Source organism: Acuticoccus sp., from assembly GCF_965213555.1.
Lineage (GTDB): Bacteria > Pseudomonadota > Alphaproteobacteria > Rhizobiales > Amorphaceae > Acuticoccus.
Genome location: NZ_OZ243890.1, coordinates 2,864,308 through 2,880,765, shown reverse-complemented (window position 1 = coordinate 2,880,765; position 16,458 = coordinate 2,864,308). Strand labels below are relative to the sequence as shown.

The 16,458-nt window shown below is 71.5% G+C and carries 15 protein-coding genes; 9 read left to right on the top strand and 6 right to left on the bottom strand.

What is annotated here, in order from left to right:
• Genes ACOOE8_RS13590 through ACOOE8_RS13575 form a run of 4 tightly spaced genes read left to right on the top strand, consistent with a single transcriptional unit; the run spans position 1 to position 4,275 of the window.
• Positions 1-1,554, top strand: a complete 1,554-nt coding sequence (locus tag ACOOE8_RS13590; protein WP_420391984.1) for a M81 family metallopeptidase — start codon at positions 1-3, stop codon at positions 1,552-1,554.
• A complete protein-coding gene (locus ACOOE8_RS13585) occupies positions 1,551-2,390 on the top strand; it encodes an ABC transporter ATP-binding protein (RefSeq protein WP_420391983.1) in 840 nt (279 codons plus the stop codon). Before ACOOE8_RS13590 ends, ACOOE8_RS13585 begins: the two co-directional genes overlap by 4 nt.
• Before the next feature lie 23 nt (positions 2,391-2,413).
• Complete coding sequence (locus ACOOE8_RS13580; RefSeq protein WP_420391982.1) at positions 2,414-3,181, top strand: ABC transporter ATP-binding protein; 768 nt, start codon at positions 2,414-2,416, stop codon at positions 3,179-3,181.
• The gene (locus ACOOE8_RS13575) at positions 3,178-4,275 is read left to right on the top strand and encodes an alanine racemase (protein ID WP_420391981.1); all 1,098 of its coding nucleotides are present in this window, start codon (positions 3,178-3,180) and stop codon (positions 4,273-4,275) included. The genes ACOOE8_RS13580 and ACOOE8_RS13575 overlap by 4 nt, the downstream gene beginning before the upstream one ends.
• Before the next feature lie 10 nt (positions 4,276-4,285).
• Here the strand turns inward: ACOOE8_RS13575 and ACOOE8_RS13570 are convergent, their stop codons facing one another.
• Positions 4,286-5,503 (bottom strand): aminotransferase class V-fold PLP-dependent enzyme, encoded by a 1,218-nt coding sequence (locus tag ACOOE8_RS13570; RefSeq protein ID WP_420391980.1) that lies wholly within the window; start codon positions 5,501-5,503, stop codon positions 4,286-4,288.
• Positions 5,504-5,540: 37 nt separating this feature from the next.
• On the opposite strand from ACOOE8_RS13570, the gene ACOOE8_RS13565 reads away from it, so the two are divergent.
• The 5 genes from ACOOE8_RS13565 to ACOOE8_RS13545 all read left to right on the top strand — a co-directional run bounded on the left by ACOOE8_RS13565 (position 5,541) and on the right by ACOOE8_RS13545 (position 10,292).
• Entirely contained in the window at positions 5,541-6,275 is a 735-nt protein-coding gene (locus ACOOE8_RS13565) for a GntR family transcriptional regulator (protein ID WP_420391979.1), read from the top strand.
• A gap of 4 nt (positions 6,276-6,279) precedes the next feature.
• Complete coding sequence (locus ACOOE8_RS13560; RefSeq protein WP_420391978.1) at positions 6,280-7,296, top strand: amino acid ABC transporter substrate-binding protein; 1,017 nt, start codon at positions 6,280-6,282, stop codon at positions 7,294-7,296.
• Positions 7,297-7,372: 76 nt separating this feature from the next.
• Positions 7,373-8,512 (top strand): amino acid ABC transporter permease, encoded by a 1,140-nt coding sequence (locus tag ACOOE8_RS13555; RefSeq protein WP_420391977.1) that lies wholly within the window; start codon positions 7,373-7,375, stop codon positions 8,510-8,512.
• A 1-nt stretch (position 8,513) separates the two neighbouring features.
• Positions 8,514-9,620: an amino acid ABC transporter permease gene (locus tag ACOOE8_RS13550; protein WP_420391976.1), complete on the top strand. Its 1,107-nt coding sequence runs from the start codon at positions 8,514-8,516 to the stop codon at positions 9,618-9,620.
• Between the two features lie 66 nt (positions 9,621-9,686).
• The gene (locus ACOOE8_RS13545; RefSeq protein WP_420391975.1) at positions 9,687-10,292 is read left to right on the top strand and encodes a FecR domain-containing protein; all 606 of its coding nucleotides are present in this window, start codon (positions 9,687-9,689) and stop codon (positions 10,290-10,292) included.
• A gap of 6 nt (positions 10,293-10,298) precedes the next feature.
• Here ACOOE8_RS13545 and ACOOE8_RS13540 read toward each other — a convergent pair whose 3' ends face one another.
• The 5 genes from ACOOE8_RS13540 to ACOOE8_RS13520 form a co-directional block, all read right to left on the bottom strand.
• Positions 10,299-12,419 carry a CHASE2 domain-containing protein gene (locus ACOOE8_RS13540; protein ID WP_420391974.1) on the bottom strand — a complete coding sequence of 707 codons (2,121 nt, stop codon included), beginning with the start codon at positions 12,417-12,419 and terminating at the stop codon, positions 10,299-10,301.
• Positions 12,420-12,528: 109 nt separating this feature from the next.
• Complete coding sequence (locus ACOOE8_RS13535; RefSeq protein WP_420391973.1) at positions 12,529-14,106, bottom strand: AMP-binding protein; 1,578 nt, start codon at positions 14,104-14,106, stop codon at positions 12,529-12,531.
• Positions 14,106-14,816, bottom strand: coding sequence for an ABC transporter ATP-binding protein (locus ACOOE8_RS13530; protein ID WP_420391972.1), 711 nt, complete (start codon positions 14,814-14,816; stop codon positions 14,106-14,108). The genes ACOOE8_RS13535 and ACOOE8_RS13530 overlap by 1 nt, the downstream gene beginning before the upstream one ends.
• The gene (locus ACOOE8_RS13525) at positions 14,813-15,565 is read right to left on the bottom strand and encodes an ABC transporter ATP-binding protein (protein ID WP_420391971.1); all 753 of its coding nucleotides are present in this window, start codon (positions 15,563-15,565) and stop codon (positions 14,813-14,815) included. The genes ACOOE8_RS13530 and ACOOE8_RS13525 overlap by 4 nt, the downstream gene beginning before the upstream one ends.
• Entirely contained in the window at positions 15,562-16,458 is an 897-nt protein-coding gene (locus ACOOE8_RS13520; protein WP_420391970.1) for a branched-chain amino acid ABC transporter permease, read from the bottom strand. Before ACOOE8_RS13520 ends, ACOOE8_RS13525 begins: the two co-directional genes overlap by 4 nt.

Below are 16,458 nucleotides of genomic sequence, written 5' to 3'. Positions count from 1 at the left end.
ATGCCCGACGCCCGTCCCGTCCGCATCGCCGTCCTCGGCTTCATGCTCGAGACCAACCGCTGGTCGCCCGTGGCCGACAAGGTCGAGTTCGACGAGCACGGCTCCATGGCGGCGGAGGCGATCGCCGCCGAGATCGAAAGGTCGAACCCCAGCCTCCCGCGCGAGTGGACCGGCTTCAAGGCCGAGATGGACCGCCTGCGGCCGTGGGAGTTCGTGCCCATCCGCCACGCCTATGCCGGCGCGTCCGGGCCCTGCGACCAGGCCTACCTCGACGAGTTCGTCGCCGACATCTCAGATCGGCTGAAGGCGGCGCTGCCGCTGGACGGCGTCTACGTGTGCGAGCACGGTGCTGGCGTCGCGACGGAGGACGACGACCTCGACGGCACGGTGCTGTCCACCGTGCGCGACGCCGTCGGGCCGGACGTCCCCATCGTGGCGACGCTCGACCTCCACGCCCTCGTCGGCGAGAGGATGGTGGCGAGCACCGACGCGCTGTGCGCCTACCTGACCAACCCGCACGTCGACCAGGCCGAGCGCGGCGCGGAGGCGGCCCGCGTCCTCTCCGAGCTCCTCGACGGCCTCACCACGGCGAAGGCGTTCGTGCGCGTCCCCATCCTGCCGCCGCAGGTGCGCCTGCTCACGGCGCGAGGCCCCTACGCGGACGCCGTCGCCATGGGGCAGACGCTGCTCGAGGAGGACCCGCGGCTGCTCAACGTGTCGGTCTGCGGCAACTTTTCCTTCGCCGACGCACCGAAGAACGGCATCACCGTCACGGTGACGAGCCGGGGCGACCAGGCGGCCGCGGACGAGGCAGCCAAGCGTCTCGCCGCCGGCCTGTGGGACGACCGCGAGCGCTTCGAGCCGGAGCTCACCAGCCTTGAGGATGCCGTCGCGCTCATGAAGGCGGTGCACGACGACCCGTCGCGCGAACCCGTCCTGTTCGCCGACGTCGCGGACAACCCTGGCGGCGGCGGCCGCGGCAACACCACGTACGTCCTCAAGGCGTTCCTCGACGCGGGCGTCGCAGGCGTCGCGTTCGTGCCGTTCTACGACCGCGCGCTCGCCGCCGAGGCCCACGCCAAGGGCGTCGGCGCTCGGTTCGACGCGAGGCTCAACCGCCAGGAGGCGAGCGAGCTGTCCCACGAGCTCACCGTGCCGGTTGAGGTCATGGCCCTCTCCGACGGTGAGGTCGTCGGCCGTCGCGGCTCCATGGAGGGCCGCACCGTCGCGCACGGACCCACGGCGTGGCTGAGGCTCGACGATCGCATCGACCTCGTCGTCATCTCCATCCGACACCAGGCGCTCGACCCGGCGCAGCTCGAGCACCTCGGCATCGAGCTTGAGGCACTGCGCGGCATCGTCGTGAAGTCCCGCGGCCACTTCCGCGCCGGCTTCGAGTGGCTGATCCCCAACGAGCGGATCTACGAGGTGGACGTGCCGGGGCTCATCACGCCGGTGCTCTCACGCGTCGACTTCAAGCGCGTTCAGCGGCCGATCTGGCCCCTCGACAAGGACTTCAACTGGTCGCCCCCCGTCGAGGTCGCCGTGCGATGACGCCGATCCTCGAGGTCGAGGACCTCACGGTCCAGTTCCGCACCAACCGAGGCACGTTCGACGCGGTGCGGGGCATCTCCTTCGAGGTGGGACGCGAGCGGGTCGGCATCGTCGGCGAGTCGGGCTCGGGCAAGTCGATGACCGGCCGTGCCATCCTCGGGCTGACGCCGAAGGGCTCGGAGGTCACGGCACGACGCCTCGCGTTCAAGGGACGCGACCTCTTGAAGATGAGCGCCAACGAGATGCGCGAGCTGCGCGGCGGCCAGATCTCCATGGTGATGCAGGACCCGAAGTACTCGCTGAACCCGCTCATCCGCATCGGCGCGCAGATCGCCGAGGCCTACCGCGTCCACGGCGGCGCCGGCGGCTCGGCGGCGCGGGACAAGGCGCTCGCCATGCTGGAGGCGGTCCACATCCGAGACCCCGAGCGGGTCTACAAGCTGTACCCCCACGAGGTGTCGGGCGGCATGGGGCAGCGCGTCATGATCTCCATGATGCTCGCCGGCGACCCGGACCTCCTCATCGCCGACGAGCCCACGTCCGCGCTCGACGTCACCGTGCAGACGGAGGTGCTGCGCATCCTCGACGAGCTGGTCGAGCGGCGTGGCCTCGCCCTCGTGTTCATCAGCCACGACCTCGACCTCGTCGCCGGGTTCTGCGACCGCGTCCTCGTCATGTACGCCGGCCAGATCGTCGAGGAACTCGACGCCGCGGACCTTGCGAGCGCGCAGCATCCCTACTCCCGCGGCCTCCTCGCCTCCCTGCCGCGCCTGGGCCAGCGCCGGGACGCCCTGCCGGTCCTGGAACGCGACCCGCGCTGGCGCGAGGCGGTGTGAGCGCGCCCGCCGATCGAGCGCCCATGATCGAGGCGGAGGACCTCAGCGTCATCTACGGCGCCGGCCGCAAGCGCTTCCGCGCGGTGGACGACGTGTCGTTCGCGGTGGCCGAGGGGGAGGCGTTCGGCCTCGTCGGCGAGTCGGGCTGCGGCAAGTCCACCATCCTGCGCGCGCTGTGCGGGCTCGAGGAGCGCTGGACGGGCCGCCTCGTCATCGACGGCGTCGCGGTGGCGCACCGCCGCCCGCGCGCGTTCCACAAGACCGTGCAGATGGTGTTCCAGGACCCCTACGGCTCGCTGCACCCGAAGAAGACGGTGCACGCGACGCTCATGCAGTCCGTCTCCATCCAGCGGCTCGACGACGGGCTCGCCCGCGTGGAGCGCGCGCTCGTCGACGTCGGCCTCGACCCCGGCTTCCGCTTCCGCTACCCGCACCAGCTCTCCGGCGGGCAGCGCCAGCGCGTCGCCATCGCCCGCGCGCTGATCCTGGAGCCGAAGATCCTCCTCCTCGACGAGCCGACGTCCGCGCTCGATGTGTCGGTGCAGGCGGAGGTCTTGAACCTCCTCGCCCGGCTGCGGCGCGAGCACACCCTCACCTTCGTGTTCGTCAGCCACGACCTCGCGGTGGTGGAGCACATGTGCGACCGCCTCGCCGTCATGCGCGCCGGGCAGATCGTCGAGACGATGGACGTCGCGACGCTGTCGGCCGGGAAGGTGGAGGCGGACTACACGCGCACCCTCTTCGAGGCGTCGCAGGGCTACCGCCGGGCGCCCGCGGCCGAGCCGGCGTGACGGACGTCCTCGCGCTGCCGACGCCCGCGCTGATCCTCGACCCTGAAAGGCTCGAGGCGAACGCGGCGCGCATGCTCGCCCACTGCGACGTGCGGGGCGTCACCCTGCGCCCCCACCTCAAGACGCCGAAGTCGGTGGACGTGGCGCGCATCGCGACCGGCGGGCGCATGTCCACCGTGACGGTCTCGACGCTGGCCGAGGCACGGCACTTCGCCGGGGCGGGGTTCGACGACATCCTCTACGCCGTGGGGATCACGCCCAACAAGTTCGCCGAGGTCGCCGTTATCGGCGAGGCGACGGGAAAGACCATCGTCCTGACGCTCGACTCCGTCGAGATGGCGGCTGCCGTCGCGGACAGCGCGCTCAACAACCCGGTCCTCGTTGAGGTCGACTGCGGCGAGCACCGCGGCGGGCGGCCCGCCGACGACGAGGCGATGACCGAGATCGCGCGACGGCTCGGGACGCAGTGCACCGGCGTGATGACCCACGCCGGCCACTCCTACGCCACCGCCGACACGGACGAGGTGGCGCGCATCGCAGCGGGCGAGGTCGCCGCCGCCGTCCGGGCCGCCGAGCGCATGGGCGCTGCCGGCGCCGAGGTGTCCATCGTGTCGGTCGGGTCGACGCCCACCGTGCTCCACGCGCCGAGCCTCGACGGCGTGAGCGAGGTGCGCGCCGGCATCCACCTGTTCTTCGACCTCAGCCAGTACGGCCGCAACGTGTGCGCGCTCGACGACATCGCCGTCACCGTGCTCGCCACCGTCATCGGCCACAACCGCGCGGCCGGCGTCCTCACCCTCGACGCCGGCGCCCTGGCGCTCTCCAAGGACGTCGGCGCGAACGCGCACCTGCCGAGCGCCGGCTACGGCTGGGTGTGCGACGCGCGCACGCTGGAGCCGCTCGGCCTGTCCGTGGACGTCGTCCACCAGGAGCACGGCACGGTGAGGGTCGCCGACCCCGCAACCTACGAGCGGCTGCCCATCGGCACCGTCGTGCGGGTCCTGCCGGGGCACGCCTGCTTGACCGCCGCCGGCGGATACGGGCGCTACCACCTCACCGACGGTCGCGTGTGGGACCGCATCGACGGCTGGTGAGCCCGGTCCGTCACGCTGCCTGACGCAACGCGTCGTCCGAGACGGCGAGGACGGTGTCGACGTCGCCGTCGTCGTTGAACCCGTGGAAGCCGAAGCGCAGCATGCCGCGGCGGACCGTGAAGGCGACGCCGGACGACTTGTACGCGTCGGCGAGCCAGTTCAGTCGCTCGTCGGCCGTCGAGTAGGCGTTGCCCGTGCCGCGCTCACCGACCGTCACCATGTGGGTGCGCAGCTCGTCCCGTGGCGGGTGGCTGACGGCGAGTCCCAGCGCGCCGAAGCCGTCGCGCAGGCGGTCCGCGAGGCGCACCGCGTGGCGCTCGATCGCCGCCACCCCTGCCGCGGAGAGCTCGCCGAGGGAGGCGTGCGCCGCGGCGATGCCGGGCCAGTTATGGTTGCCGGTCTCGAAGCGCGAGGCGTCCGGCGCGAAGCGAACCTCACTCCCCTCGATCTCCGACTCGTGCCCTGTCCCGCGCGCCACGCTGTAGCGCGACACGTAGGCGGGGGTCAGCCTCTGTGCCCAATCCCGCCGCACGTAGAGGAAGCCGAGGCCCGAGGTTCCCAACAGGTTCTTGGTGGTCGAGGTCGCCAGCGCGTCGATCCGCTCCGCCTCCACGTCATGCTGCAGGACACCCGCGCTCTGCACCGCGTCCACCAGGAAGAGCGCACCGACCGCACGCGCCGCCTCACCGATCGGCGCGAGGTCGGTGCGGAAGCCGGGCGTGAACGTCACCGAGGAGGCGGTGACGAGGCGCGTGCGCGCGTCGATGGCGGCCGCCATCGCGTCGGCGTCGATGGCACCCTCGGACGGTGGGACGTCGCGCAGCTCCACCCCGGTCTGCGCGAGCTTGAGCCAGAGGTAGACGTTGTTCGGGTGCTCGAGCTCCAGACACACGACGACGTTGTCGCCCGGCTGCCACGGCAGCGCGCAGGCGACCGCGTTCAGGCCCTCCGACACGTTCTTCACCACCGCGATCTCGTCCGCCGCCGCATGGATCAGTCCGGCCATGCGCTGGCGCGTCTCTCGCAACATCGGCGCGTAGGCTTCCTTCGCGAACCTTCCGTCACGGATCGCCTCGTTGACCGCGTTGGCCGCGGCGCAGGCGCCCGTCGACATGATGCCGGTCGAGCATGTGTTGACGTAGGTGAGGTTCGTGGCAGCCGGGAAGTCGGGTCGGCGGAGCGGTGTCAGCGCGGTGTCGCTGCGCTCGATGGGTTCGGCTGCAGACATGGATTCCTCCGATCGAGCAGGGTCGATGACACGACGGTTGACACTGCTGAGACTGGTACACCAGTGTGCCGAGATGCTGCAAACCATCGAGCTCGAGCGGGACAGGGCCTATCGCGAGCTGCGCAGCCTCGTCGTCGGTGGCGCCTTCGCCTACGACGAGGCGCTGTCGGAGCGCGCGCTTGCCGCACGGTTCGGACTGTCCCGCACGCCGATGCGCGAGGCCGTCCGCAGGCTCGTCACCGAGGGCTTGCTGACGTCGCTGCCCGCGCGCGGCGTGTTCGTGCGGCGGATGGACGAGCGCGAGCTGACCGAGCTCTACGAGGTCCGCCTCGCCGTGGAGGGCATGGCCGCCCGCCTCGCGGCGGCCAAGGCCAGCAAGGACGACGTGTCCACGATGCGTGCGACCATGGCACTCGTCGACCAAGGCTCGGACGTCCAGACGATCCAGGACGTCGGTTGGACCTTCCATCGCCAGATCTTCTCGGCGGCGGGCAACGCACAGCTTGCTGCGATCTACGAGAGCATCGTCAACCGCATCATCGTGGCCATGCGCATGACGTTGCGGCACGACCCCGCGCGTGTCCGGCGGACCGTCGCCGAGCACCTGGCGATCTTCCGTGCCATCGAGGCACGCAACGCCGCTGGCGCGGAACTTGCCATGCGCGAGCACCTGACCGGCGCGCTCACGAGCCGCCTGTCCATCGCCGATACGCTGTCGGACCCGCCAAGCGGGTCCCACCCTTATCAGACCGTCGAACCGATCGGAGAATGAGCCCATGCGAACCCTGTCCGCCACGCTCGCGGCGCTCCTCACTGCCCTCGCAGCGCCCGCGCTCGCCGGCCCTTCCCTCGATGCCATCGTTGAGCGCGACCGGCTGATCTGCGGCGCCAACGGCAGCCGCGCCGGCTTCTCACTCGTCGGCAGCGAAGGAGAGTGGGAGGGGATGGACGTCGAGGTGTGCCGCGCCATCGCCACCGCGATCCTCGGCGATCCGAACAAGGTCGAGTTCGTCAAGGTCACGAGCCAGACGCGCTTCCCCGCGCTGCAGACCGGCGAGGTCGACATCCTGACCTCCAACACGACCTGGACGCTGTCGCGCGACTCCAAGCTCGGCGTCGACTTCGTCGCCCCCATCTTCTACGACGGCCAGGGCTTCATGCTGCCGAAGGCGCTCGGCGTGTCCGAGGTCGACGCCTTGGACGGGGCCACGATCTGCGTGCTGCCTGGCTCGACGTCGGAGAAGGTGGTCAACGACGTGTTCGAGGCGCGGGGCATGAGCTACACGCCCGTCGTGATCGAGGACCAGAAGGAGCTCAACAACGCCTTCTTCGCCGGTCGCTGCGACGCGCAGGTGCAGTCGACGTCCGGCCTCAGCGCCTCGCGCGCGACGGTCGCCGCCAACCCGCAGGACTACGTCATCCTCGGAGAGGTTTTCTCCAAGGATCCCATGGGCCCTGTGGTGCGCGAGGACGACGCGGACCTGCGCGACATCGTGGCATGGACGGTCTACGCGCTGATGCAGGCGGAGGAGTTCGGCATCACGCAGGCCAACGTCGCGCAGATGGCATCGTCGGACGATCCGGAGATCCAGGAGTTCCTCGGCGCCACCGGCGACCTCGGCCAGTCCCTCGGCCTCGACGCGGACTGGGTGGTTGAGGTGGTCGGCGCGGTCGGGAACTACGGCGAGATCTACGAGCGGACGCTCGGGGAAGGCTCCGCCCTCGGCCTGTCGCGCGGGCTGAACGCCCTGTGGAGCGACGGCGGCCTGCACTACCCGCCGCCGTTCAAGTGAGGGCGAGGGTGCGCGCCGGCCCTCGGGCGGTGCGTGCCCGGCGCAGCACGACCGCGGCGGGCCGGATGCCGCACCGGTGCTGACGAACCCCAAGGTCCGTGCGTTCGCCTACCAGGCGCTCGCCATCGTCGTGGTGGTCGGCTTCGGGGCGTGGCTCATCGCGAACCTCCAGCAGGCGCTCGCCGAACGCAACATCGCGACCGGCTTCGGCTTCCTGGCGCAGCGCGCGGGGTTCTCCATCGGCGAGGGGTTGGTGCCGTTCTCGGCCAGCGACCCGTTTTGGCGGGCCTACGCCGTGGGCATCGCCAACACCCTCACCGTCAGCCTCGTCGGGATCCTCGGCGCGACCGTCATCGGAGCGACGCTCGGCCTCATGCGCCTGTCGGCGAACCCGCTCGTCTCCGGGTTCGCGCGCGGCTACGTCGAGGTGTTCCGCAACACGCCGCAGCTCGTGCAGATCATCTTCTGGTACGCCGTCGTAACGCGCCTGCCCCACCCGCGGGACGCCTTCGTCCCGGTGGAAGGCGTCATGGTGACGAACCGCGGCGTGTACGTCCCGGCAGCCGGCGACCCCGGTGCGTTCGCCCTCGTGCTCCTCGCGCTCGGCGCGGGCAGCCTTGTCGCCCTCTGGCATCACCGCCGCAGCGTGCGGCGTCGGCTCACCACGGGCGAGGAGCGTACGACGTGGCCAGCGCGTGCAGCGCTCGTCGCGGTGCCGACGGTCGCCACGTGGATCGCGGTCGGCGCGCCGGTCGGTTTGTCGCTGCCCGCGCTCGAGGGGTTCCGCGTCGCCGGCGGCGCCTCCGTCTCGCCGGAGTTCATCGCGCTCGCGCTCGGCCTCGCGCTCTACATCGCAGCGTTCATCGCCGAGATCGTACGAGCAGGCATCCAGGCGGTGCCGCGCGGTCAGGTAGAGACCGCCCAGGCGCTGGGGCTGCGGCCGCGCACGATCAGCCGCTTCGTCGTCTTCCCGCAGGCGCTACGCATCATGGTGCCTCCCGCGACGGCGCAGTACGTCAGCCTCGTGAAGAACTCCTCGCTCGGCGTCGCCATCGGCTACCCGGAGCTGTTCAACGTCAACAACACCATCCTGACGCTGTCCGGCCGCGTGCTGGAGGCCATCGCCATCATGATGGCGGTCTACCTCACCATCAGCCTGTCGGTCAGCGTGCTGATGAACGCCTACAACCGCGCCGTCCAGCTGAAGGAGCGCTAGCGTGGCGCACGTCTTCGGCACGACGCTCGCCGAGGTGCCCGCGCGCCCGGCGCCCGCCCGCCGGGGCGGCGGCGTCATCCATCGACTGTTCGCGACACCGCGCCAGGGCGCGTTGACCGTATGCGCCGGCGCGCTTCTCCTCGCCGGCGCAGGGCTCGCGTTCGACTGGGCCGTCCTCGACGCGGTCGGCCCGCTCGGGACGGCCGAGGACTGCGTCGAGGCGACCGGCGCCTGCTGGGCCATCGTCGGCGAGAAGTGGCGGCTCATCCTGTTCGGAACCTACCCGGGCGAGGCGCTGTGGCGGGCGATGCTCGCCTGCGCGCTCCTCGTGATGGGGGCGGCAGCGAGCGCGGTGCCGCGGCTGTGGTCGCCCTGGCTGGCGCCCGCGTGGGCGCTCCTCATCGCCGTCGTCCTCGTCCTCATGGCAGGCGGCGTACTCGGCCTCGAGCCCGTGCGCACCAGCGCGTGGGGCGGCCTGCCGCTGACGCTCATCCTGTTCAGCGGCACGGTCGCCGCCGGTGTGCCCTCCGCCATCCTCCTGGCGCTGGGCCGCCGCTCGGACATGCCGGTGATCCGCGCCATGTGCGTCGCCTTCATCGAGGTGGTCCGCGGCGTGCCGCTCATCGCGGTCCTGTTCGTCGCCTCGCTGGTGATCCCGCTGTTCCTCCCCGGCGAGATCACCATCGACAAGCTGCTGCGCGCGCAGGTCGGCATGATCCTGTTCTTCGCCGCCTACGCTGCGGAGGTGGTGCGCGGTGGCCTGCAGGCGCTCGACCAGGGGCAGACGGACGCCGCCGAGGCGCTCGGCCTCGGCTACTGGCGCCGGATGGGGCTCGTCATTCTGCCGCAGGCGCTGACCCACGTGCTGCCGGCGCTGATGAACGACATCCTGCGCGCCTTCAAGAACACCACCTTCGTCTCGATCGTCGGCCTGTTCGACATCCTCGGCGCCACGAAGACCGCCATCGCCGATCCCAACTGGATCCGCTACGCTCCCGAGGCGTACGCCTTCGTCCTCGCGCTCTTCTTCGTGTTCTGCACGGCGATGTCCTCGTACAGCCACTGGCTCGAGCGGCGCCTCGACAGGGACAAGCACAGCTCAGCCTGACCCCTTTCCCCGAACTGCGACATATTGCATCATCGAGGATCGTTCAGCGCCGGGACGGAGGCATCCATGACCGACCGACGACGCCTCACGCCCGTTGTTGCGGCCGCCGTCCTCGCCGTCGCGGTCGTGGCACCGGTGTGGGCGACGGAGCGCGCTGGCACCGTCTCCGCGCTCACGGGTCGCGCCACCGCGACGGCCGACGCGGACGAACGCGAGCTCAGCGCTCGCGATCCGGTCCACCTGCGCGAGCTCGTGAGCACGGCCGAGGACGCCCGAGCGACGCTGGGTCTCGGCGAGCACACCGTGCTCCACCTCGGCGGCGCGGTGGAGATCCTCCTGGAGCGCTACGTCGTCGATGCCGGGGGCACGTTCGAGCTGATGGGCGGCGCGGTCGTGCTCGAACACGACGGGCCGCCAATGACCGAGCCGCTGACGATCGACTCCCAGTACGGTCGGATCGTGGTGCGTGGGACGACGGTGTTCGCGGGGCCGAGCCGGGGCGTCTTCGGCGTGTTCGTCCAGGACGGCGTTGCCGAGGTCACGGCGGGCGGGCGCACCGTCGTCCTCGAGGCCGGCGAGGGGACCAACATCGAGTCGCCTGGCGAGGCACCGAGCGAACCACAGCCGTGGGGCACAGGACGCATCGAGGAGGCGTTGGCGAGCGTCCTTTGACGGGGGTCAGCTCGGCGCGCCGCATGCGGTGAGCAGCGCGCGGTACGCCGGCGGGTCGAGCTCGTCGAGCTGCATGACGCCACACCTTGCGACGGCGGTGCGATGGCGCTCGCGCCACGAGGGGGTGAACCTGTCCGGCCAGAATGTGTGGAGGCTGCGGGTCCCAGGCAGACCACGCACGACAAAGCGACCGAGCGGCATCATCGCGTCCGGCTCGACGCAAGAGACCGTGCCCGGGCCTATCAAGACCGTAGTCCCCAGCCGCTTGTTCGCTGCCTCGTAGCGCGAGGCGGCGTTCACCGTATCCCCGTATGCGCTGTAGTCCAGCCGCCGCGGACCCCCGACGTCGCCGACGATCGCGGGCCCCGTCTCCAGCCCGATGCGCGTGCGCCCCAGCCCCAGCGCTGCCGCGTCGGGACGCGCGATGAACGCCTCGCACGCCCGTGCGAGCGCGGCAGCGCAGGCGACGCCCTTGGCGGGGTGGTCCGCGACGTCGAGGGGAACGTTGAACAGCGCGTGCATGGAGTCGCCGATCATCTTGGCGATCATCCCCTCGTGGGCCACGACGATGGCGGACACCTCGTCGAAGTAGGCATCGAGCAGGGCGATGAGGTCGGTCGGTGGCGCAGCGGCGGTCGTCGCGGCGAACCCCTCGATGTCGGTGAACAACGCGGTGAGGTCGCGCTCCTCCCCTTCGAGGCGCATGTCGGCTGGGCGCGATGCGATCCGACGCACGACGGCGGGCGCGAGGTGCTGCTCGAACGCCGCCAGGACACGGGCCGCGCGTCGCCGGGCACGGGCGGCGACGAGGAGCGCACCAAGGGCGTACGCGAGGAGCGCTGCGGCGGCGGGCAGGACAGGGTCGACGAGCACGAGCGCCGTCGCCGTGACGACCCAGGCAGCAAGCGCCCACAGCGCGGCCAGCGTCCCTACGGCGAGCGCGCCGGACAGAGGCGCCATCGATGCTGCCATGAAGACCGCGAGCGCCGGCCCGAGTGCGATGGCCGCGCCCTCGCCGAGCGACACGGACCGTGGCCGCACGGGGAAGAGGCCCGCTTCGATCTGCGCCACCGCATCGGCGTGCAGGTCGACGCTCGCGACGAGCGCACCGTCGCTGCCCGTCCTCAGTCCACCCACCTCGGGCGACGTCGCGCCGAGCAGGACGACGGCGCCGGCGAGCCGCTCAAGCACCGTGGCGTCGCCGCTGAGGACGTCCACCGCGGACACGCGTCGGGCTGCGCGCACTGCGGATGAAACCGGAAGCAGACGCATCAGCCCGTGCTTCCCCAGGGGCAACGTCCGCGCGCCGACCCTGAGGGTGCGCGCCCCCGGGTCGATCAGCAGCGGCGGCCCGCCGGCGCCGACGCGCCAGGTCTCGAGCGCGAGGCCCGGCACGAGCTGCCGTCCGGCCAGGGCGAGCAGCGGGACGCGGCGCACCGCCCCGTCGACGCCGCCGGGCAACGGCATCACACCAAACCCCGTCGCGCCCTCAGCGATCGACGCGGCCGGTGCCTCCGTCCCGCCGAAGCGCCACAGCCCGCCCGGCGCGATCCCGCCGGGGACGAGGATCGGCGGCGAGCGCACAGCCGGGCCGGACGGACGCGGGGCGAGCGCCACGCCGAGCACCGTCGGCATGCGACGCACCGCCTCGGCAAGCGCACGCTCCCCGTCGACGAGCCCTTCAGGAACGACGAGGTCGAGGCCCGGCGCAGCGGCCCGGAGCTGCCTGGCGAGTGCCGCCGGCGAGCGCTGGTCCGGCTCGTCGAGCAGGACGTCGACGCCGAGCGCGCGAGGGTTCGCGGCCGCCACGGTGTCCAAGATGGCAGCGATGCGGTCGTGCCCCCACGGCCAGCGGCCGTGGGCGTCGAGCGCGCGCCGGTCGACGTCCACCACCACGGGTCCCAGCGCGTCGACTGCAGCTCGGGCGAGGAGCGCGTCGAACCCACGCTCACGAAGGCTCGTCCCGGCCGGGTTGACGGACCAGGCGAGCAAGAGCGCGGGCACCGCCACGGCGACCGCTGCAAGGCCAAGCTCGGTCGAGCGCGGTGCCGCGCTCTCAAGCGCCTTCGCGAGCATCGCCCCGACGCGTCGGTCGCGGCGTACGACGTGCGTCTCGACCTTGTTCATCGCCCCTTGCGTCCTGCCAGGGCGTCGGGGGCCACCGGCGCCGGCCGCTACGCCGGAACGGACAGGGCGACCGGTGATCCGACGCGTGCCCGCGCCGACGGCCCTGCCATCAAGCGTTCTCGGTGGCGAGACGCTCCGCCGCCATGGAGCGCAGCTTGGCGCGCTGGATCTTCAGGCCGTTGGCGCTCTGCGTCGTCGGGAACGCCTCGAGGGTGAAGACGCGCAACGGTACCTTGTAGGCCGCGAGCCGCTCGCGGGCGCCGGCGACGATGGCGCCCTCGCTCGCGCCGCCGCCCTCGGCGATGACGAACGCCACGGGCCGCGTCTGCCCGTCCACCTCAACGCCGACGACCTGCGCGTCCGCCACGCCGTCGAGGCCCTTCAGAACGTCCTCGATCTCCGCCGGATCGGTCAGGAACCCCGACAGGCGGATCGCGTCGCCCGCGCGGGCGACGTAGACGAACGTCCCGTTGCCGCGGGTGTAGCCGACGTCGCCGGTCCGGAAGTAGCCGTCCGGATCGACGGCCGCCGCGGTCGCCTCGGCGTTCCCGTCGTAGCCGACGAAGTTCGTCGGCGCGCGGATCTCGAGCTCGCCGGGCTCGCCGTCGGGGAGCAGCTCGCCGGTCTCAGCGTTGCGCACGCGGACGTCGGCGTCGTCGGACGCAGGCCGGCCGCCCCCCTTCAGCCGCTCCCCGCGCGTCATGTCCGCCGGCTGGATCGAGAACAGCGCGTTGACCTCGCTGGAGCCGTAGAGGCCGCACAGCGGCAAGCCGGCCTCGGCCGCGTCGGCGAGGAAGTCCGAAAGCCCCGGGGTGAACGCGCCGAAGCCGCACACCCGCAGGGAGGCGAGCCGCTCCCTGCCGAGCCCGACGAGGCGGCGGAACATCTCGTCCGATCCGAAGAGGTGCGTCAGGCGGCCCTCCTCGACGCGTCGCGCGGTGTCCTCGGCATCGAACATCGCGACGACGTGCGAGGTCGCCCCGCCGGCGATGGCGGCGAGGGCCGCGTTGAGCCCGAACACGCCGCAGAACGGCATCGCGGCGAGGAACCCCGCGTCCGGCGCATCGAAGCCGTAGGCGACGGCGGCGCGCTGGGAGTGCAGCGCCAAGGTGCGCTGGGGGTGGAGGACGAGCTTGGGCGCCTTCGTCGTGCCCGAGGTCGTGAAGATGATGAGCCCGGCGTCCGGATCGCCACGGCCTCCGGCGTCGGGCGTGGCGTTCGCGGGATCGAACGGGACGGTGGTGCGGCCGAGGATCGGGTCGCCCACCTCGCCGAGCACCGCCACCGTGGTGAGCGACGCAAGGTCCGATGCGTCGAGGCTCGACAGCACCGCAGGGAAGTCGATGCGCCGGAAGTCCGGCTGCATCACCAGCATCTTGGCGTTGGACGACAGGAGGATGTGGTGCAGCTCCGAGGAGCGGTAGCGCGTGTTCACCGCGACGAGCGTCGCGTCGAGCCGGGCGAGCGCGAACAGGATCGCCAGCCACTCGATGCGGTTGACGAGCCACACCGCGACCCTGTCGCCCGAGCCGATCCCCTGCCCCCGCAACCAGCCCGCGGTGCGCGCCACCATCGCGTCGAAGTCCGCCGCGCCGAGCGTCGTCCCGTCCTCCAGCACGAAGGCCGGACGGCCGCTGGACGCGGCCCTGAGGGGGATGAGCAGGTCGTCGAGCCTCGGTGCGTCCATCAATAGAGCTCCATCAGCGTCCTGTTGTCCGACAGCGCCGCGGGCTCGCCCTCCCACACCAACGCGCCGGACTTCATGACGACGACGCGGTCGGCGATCTTCAGCGCCTCGCGTACGTTCTGCTCCACGAGGAGGATCGACAACCCCTCCTCCTGCTGCAGTCGCCGGATCGGCGCGAGGAGGTCCTGGAAGAGCTTCGGCGCGAGGCCGATGGACGGCTCGTCGAGGAGCAGGATCCTCGGTCGCGATAGGAGCGCGCGGCCGATAGAGACCATCTGCGCCTGCCCGCCGGACAGCGTGCCCGCGCGACGGTCGAGGAACTCGTTGATCGCCGGCAGGATGGACAGCACCCAGTCGAGGCGCTCGCGCCGCTCTGCCTTGGAGACCGCGGTGGACCACATGGCGAGCCCCATCATCTCGCGCACAGTGAGGCTCGGGAAGACGCCGCGGCCCTCCGGCACCATGGCGAGGCCCTTGGCGACACGCGCCGCGGGGTCGGCGCCGGTGACGACCTCGCCGAACTGGCGTACGGCGCCGCGCTGCGGCGCGAGGAGGCCGAACAGCGTCTTGACCAAGGTCGACTTGCCGGCCCCGTTGTGGCCGATGAGGACGAGCACCTCGTCGGCGGCCAGCGCCAGGCTGACGTCCTCCAGGACGGGACGGCCGCCGTAGCCCACCGTGACGCCGTCCGCCGCCAGGACCTCGCTCACGCCCGCTCCCCGAAGTAGATGGCGGCGAGCTTCTCGTCGTTCAGCACCGCGTCGGGCTCGTCGTCGGCGAGGAGGCGGCCGCGGTCGAGGAAGGCGATGCGGTCGCAGATGCCCACCACGATGTCGAGGTTGTGCTCGATGATGCACACGGTGACGCCCCGCGCGACCTCCTCGCGCACGAGGCCGAGGAACAGGTCGTAGGACGCCGGGTCGAGCCCGGACGCCGGCTCGTCGAGCAGCCACAGCCACGCGTCCATCGCCATGATGCGGGCGAGGGACAAGAACTTGCGCTCCGCGTAGGCGAGGTCCTTGGCCCGCACGCTCCGCTTGTCCGCAAGGTGCGCGCGCTCCAGGACGTCGCGCGCGCGACGGCGCCGCTCGGCATGGGACGGGCCGGACAGGGCGATGGGCGAGGCCCCCGGCTCCATGACGGTGAGGACGTTCTCCTCCACGCTCATGTCGCCGAACAGCCTGAGGTCCTGGAAGGAGCGGGCGATGCCGAGCCGCGCTACGCGGTAGGGCTTCATGCCGCCGATCTCGCGGCCCCTCGCGCGGATCGAGCCCGCCGCCATCGGCAGGTGCCCGGTGATGAGGTTGAACAGGGTCGTCTTGCCTGCCCCGTTTGGGCCGACGAGCCCGGTGACGATGCCCGAGCGCAGGTCCATCGAGACGTCGTCGACGGCCTTCACCCCGCCGAACGCGACGGCCGCGCCGCGGATCTGGAGCAGCGCCTCGGGCTCCGCCTTCACCGCTCGTCCCCAGCCTCGGTGGCGGGGCCCGCACGACCGACAAGCCCGCCCGGGCGGAAGATCATCAGCGCCGCCATGCCGAGCCCGTAGAGGATCTGCTGGATCGCGCCGATCTCGGTCTGCGGCAGGAACTCGAGGTAGGAGAGCGCGCTGGGCAGGACGAGGAGTAGCGCGGCGCCGACGATGGGTCCGGCCTGCGTGCCTGCGCCGCCGATGATGACCATCGCCATCACGAGCACGGAGGTGTCGAGCGTGAAGCTCTCCACGTTGATGAACGAAAGGTACGCGCCGTAGAGCGCCCCGGCGACGGCGGCGATGGCGGCCGAGATCGTCACCGACAGCGTCTTGATGAGGGCGACGTTCTTGCCGAACGCGGCGGCGGCGCTCTCCGAGTCGCGGATCGCCGTCAGGCTGCGGCCGAAGCGCGAGCGCACCAGCAGGCGGGTCACCACGATCACGAGGACGAGGACGACCACCATGAGGATGAAGAAGTCGCGGGGGCGGAACACCTCGAAGCCGGCGATGTCGACGGGCGGGATGCCGATGAGCCCGCCGATGCCGCCGGTGAAGCCCTGCCACTCGGAGAACACCGTGACCGCGAGCACCTGGAGGCCGAGCGAGGCGGCGACGAAGTACTCGCCGCGGACGCGGAGCGCCGGCAGCGCGAGGATGAGCGACAGCACCGCCGCCGCCAACATGGCTGCAGGCACCGTGACGAACACCGACGCGGTGTAGTTCAGCGCTACGTAACCGCCGGTGTAGGCGCCCAGGCCGAAGAACACGGCGTGCGCCAGCGAGTAGATCCCGGCGTAGCCGATGATGAAGTTCAGCGTGACGGCAAGGATCGAGTAGACCGCGATGAGGACGCCGAGGTTGAGCAGGTAGGCTTCCAC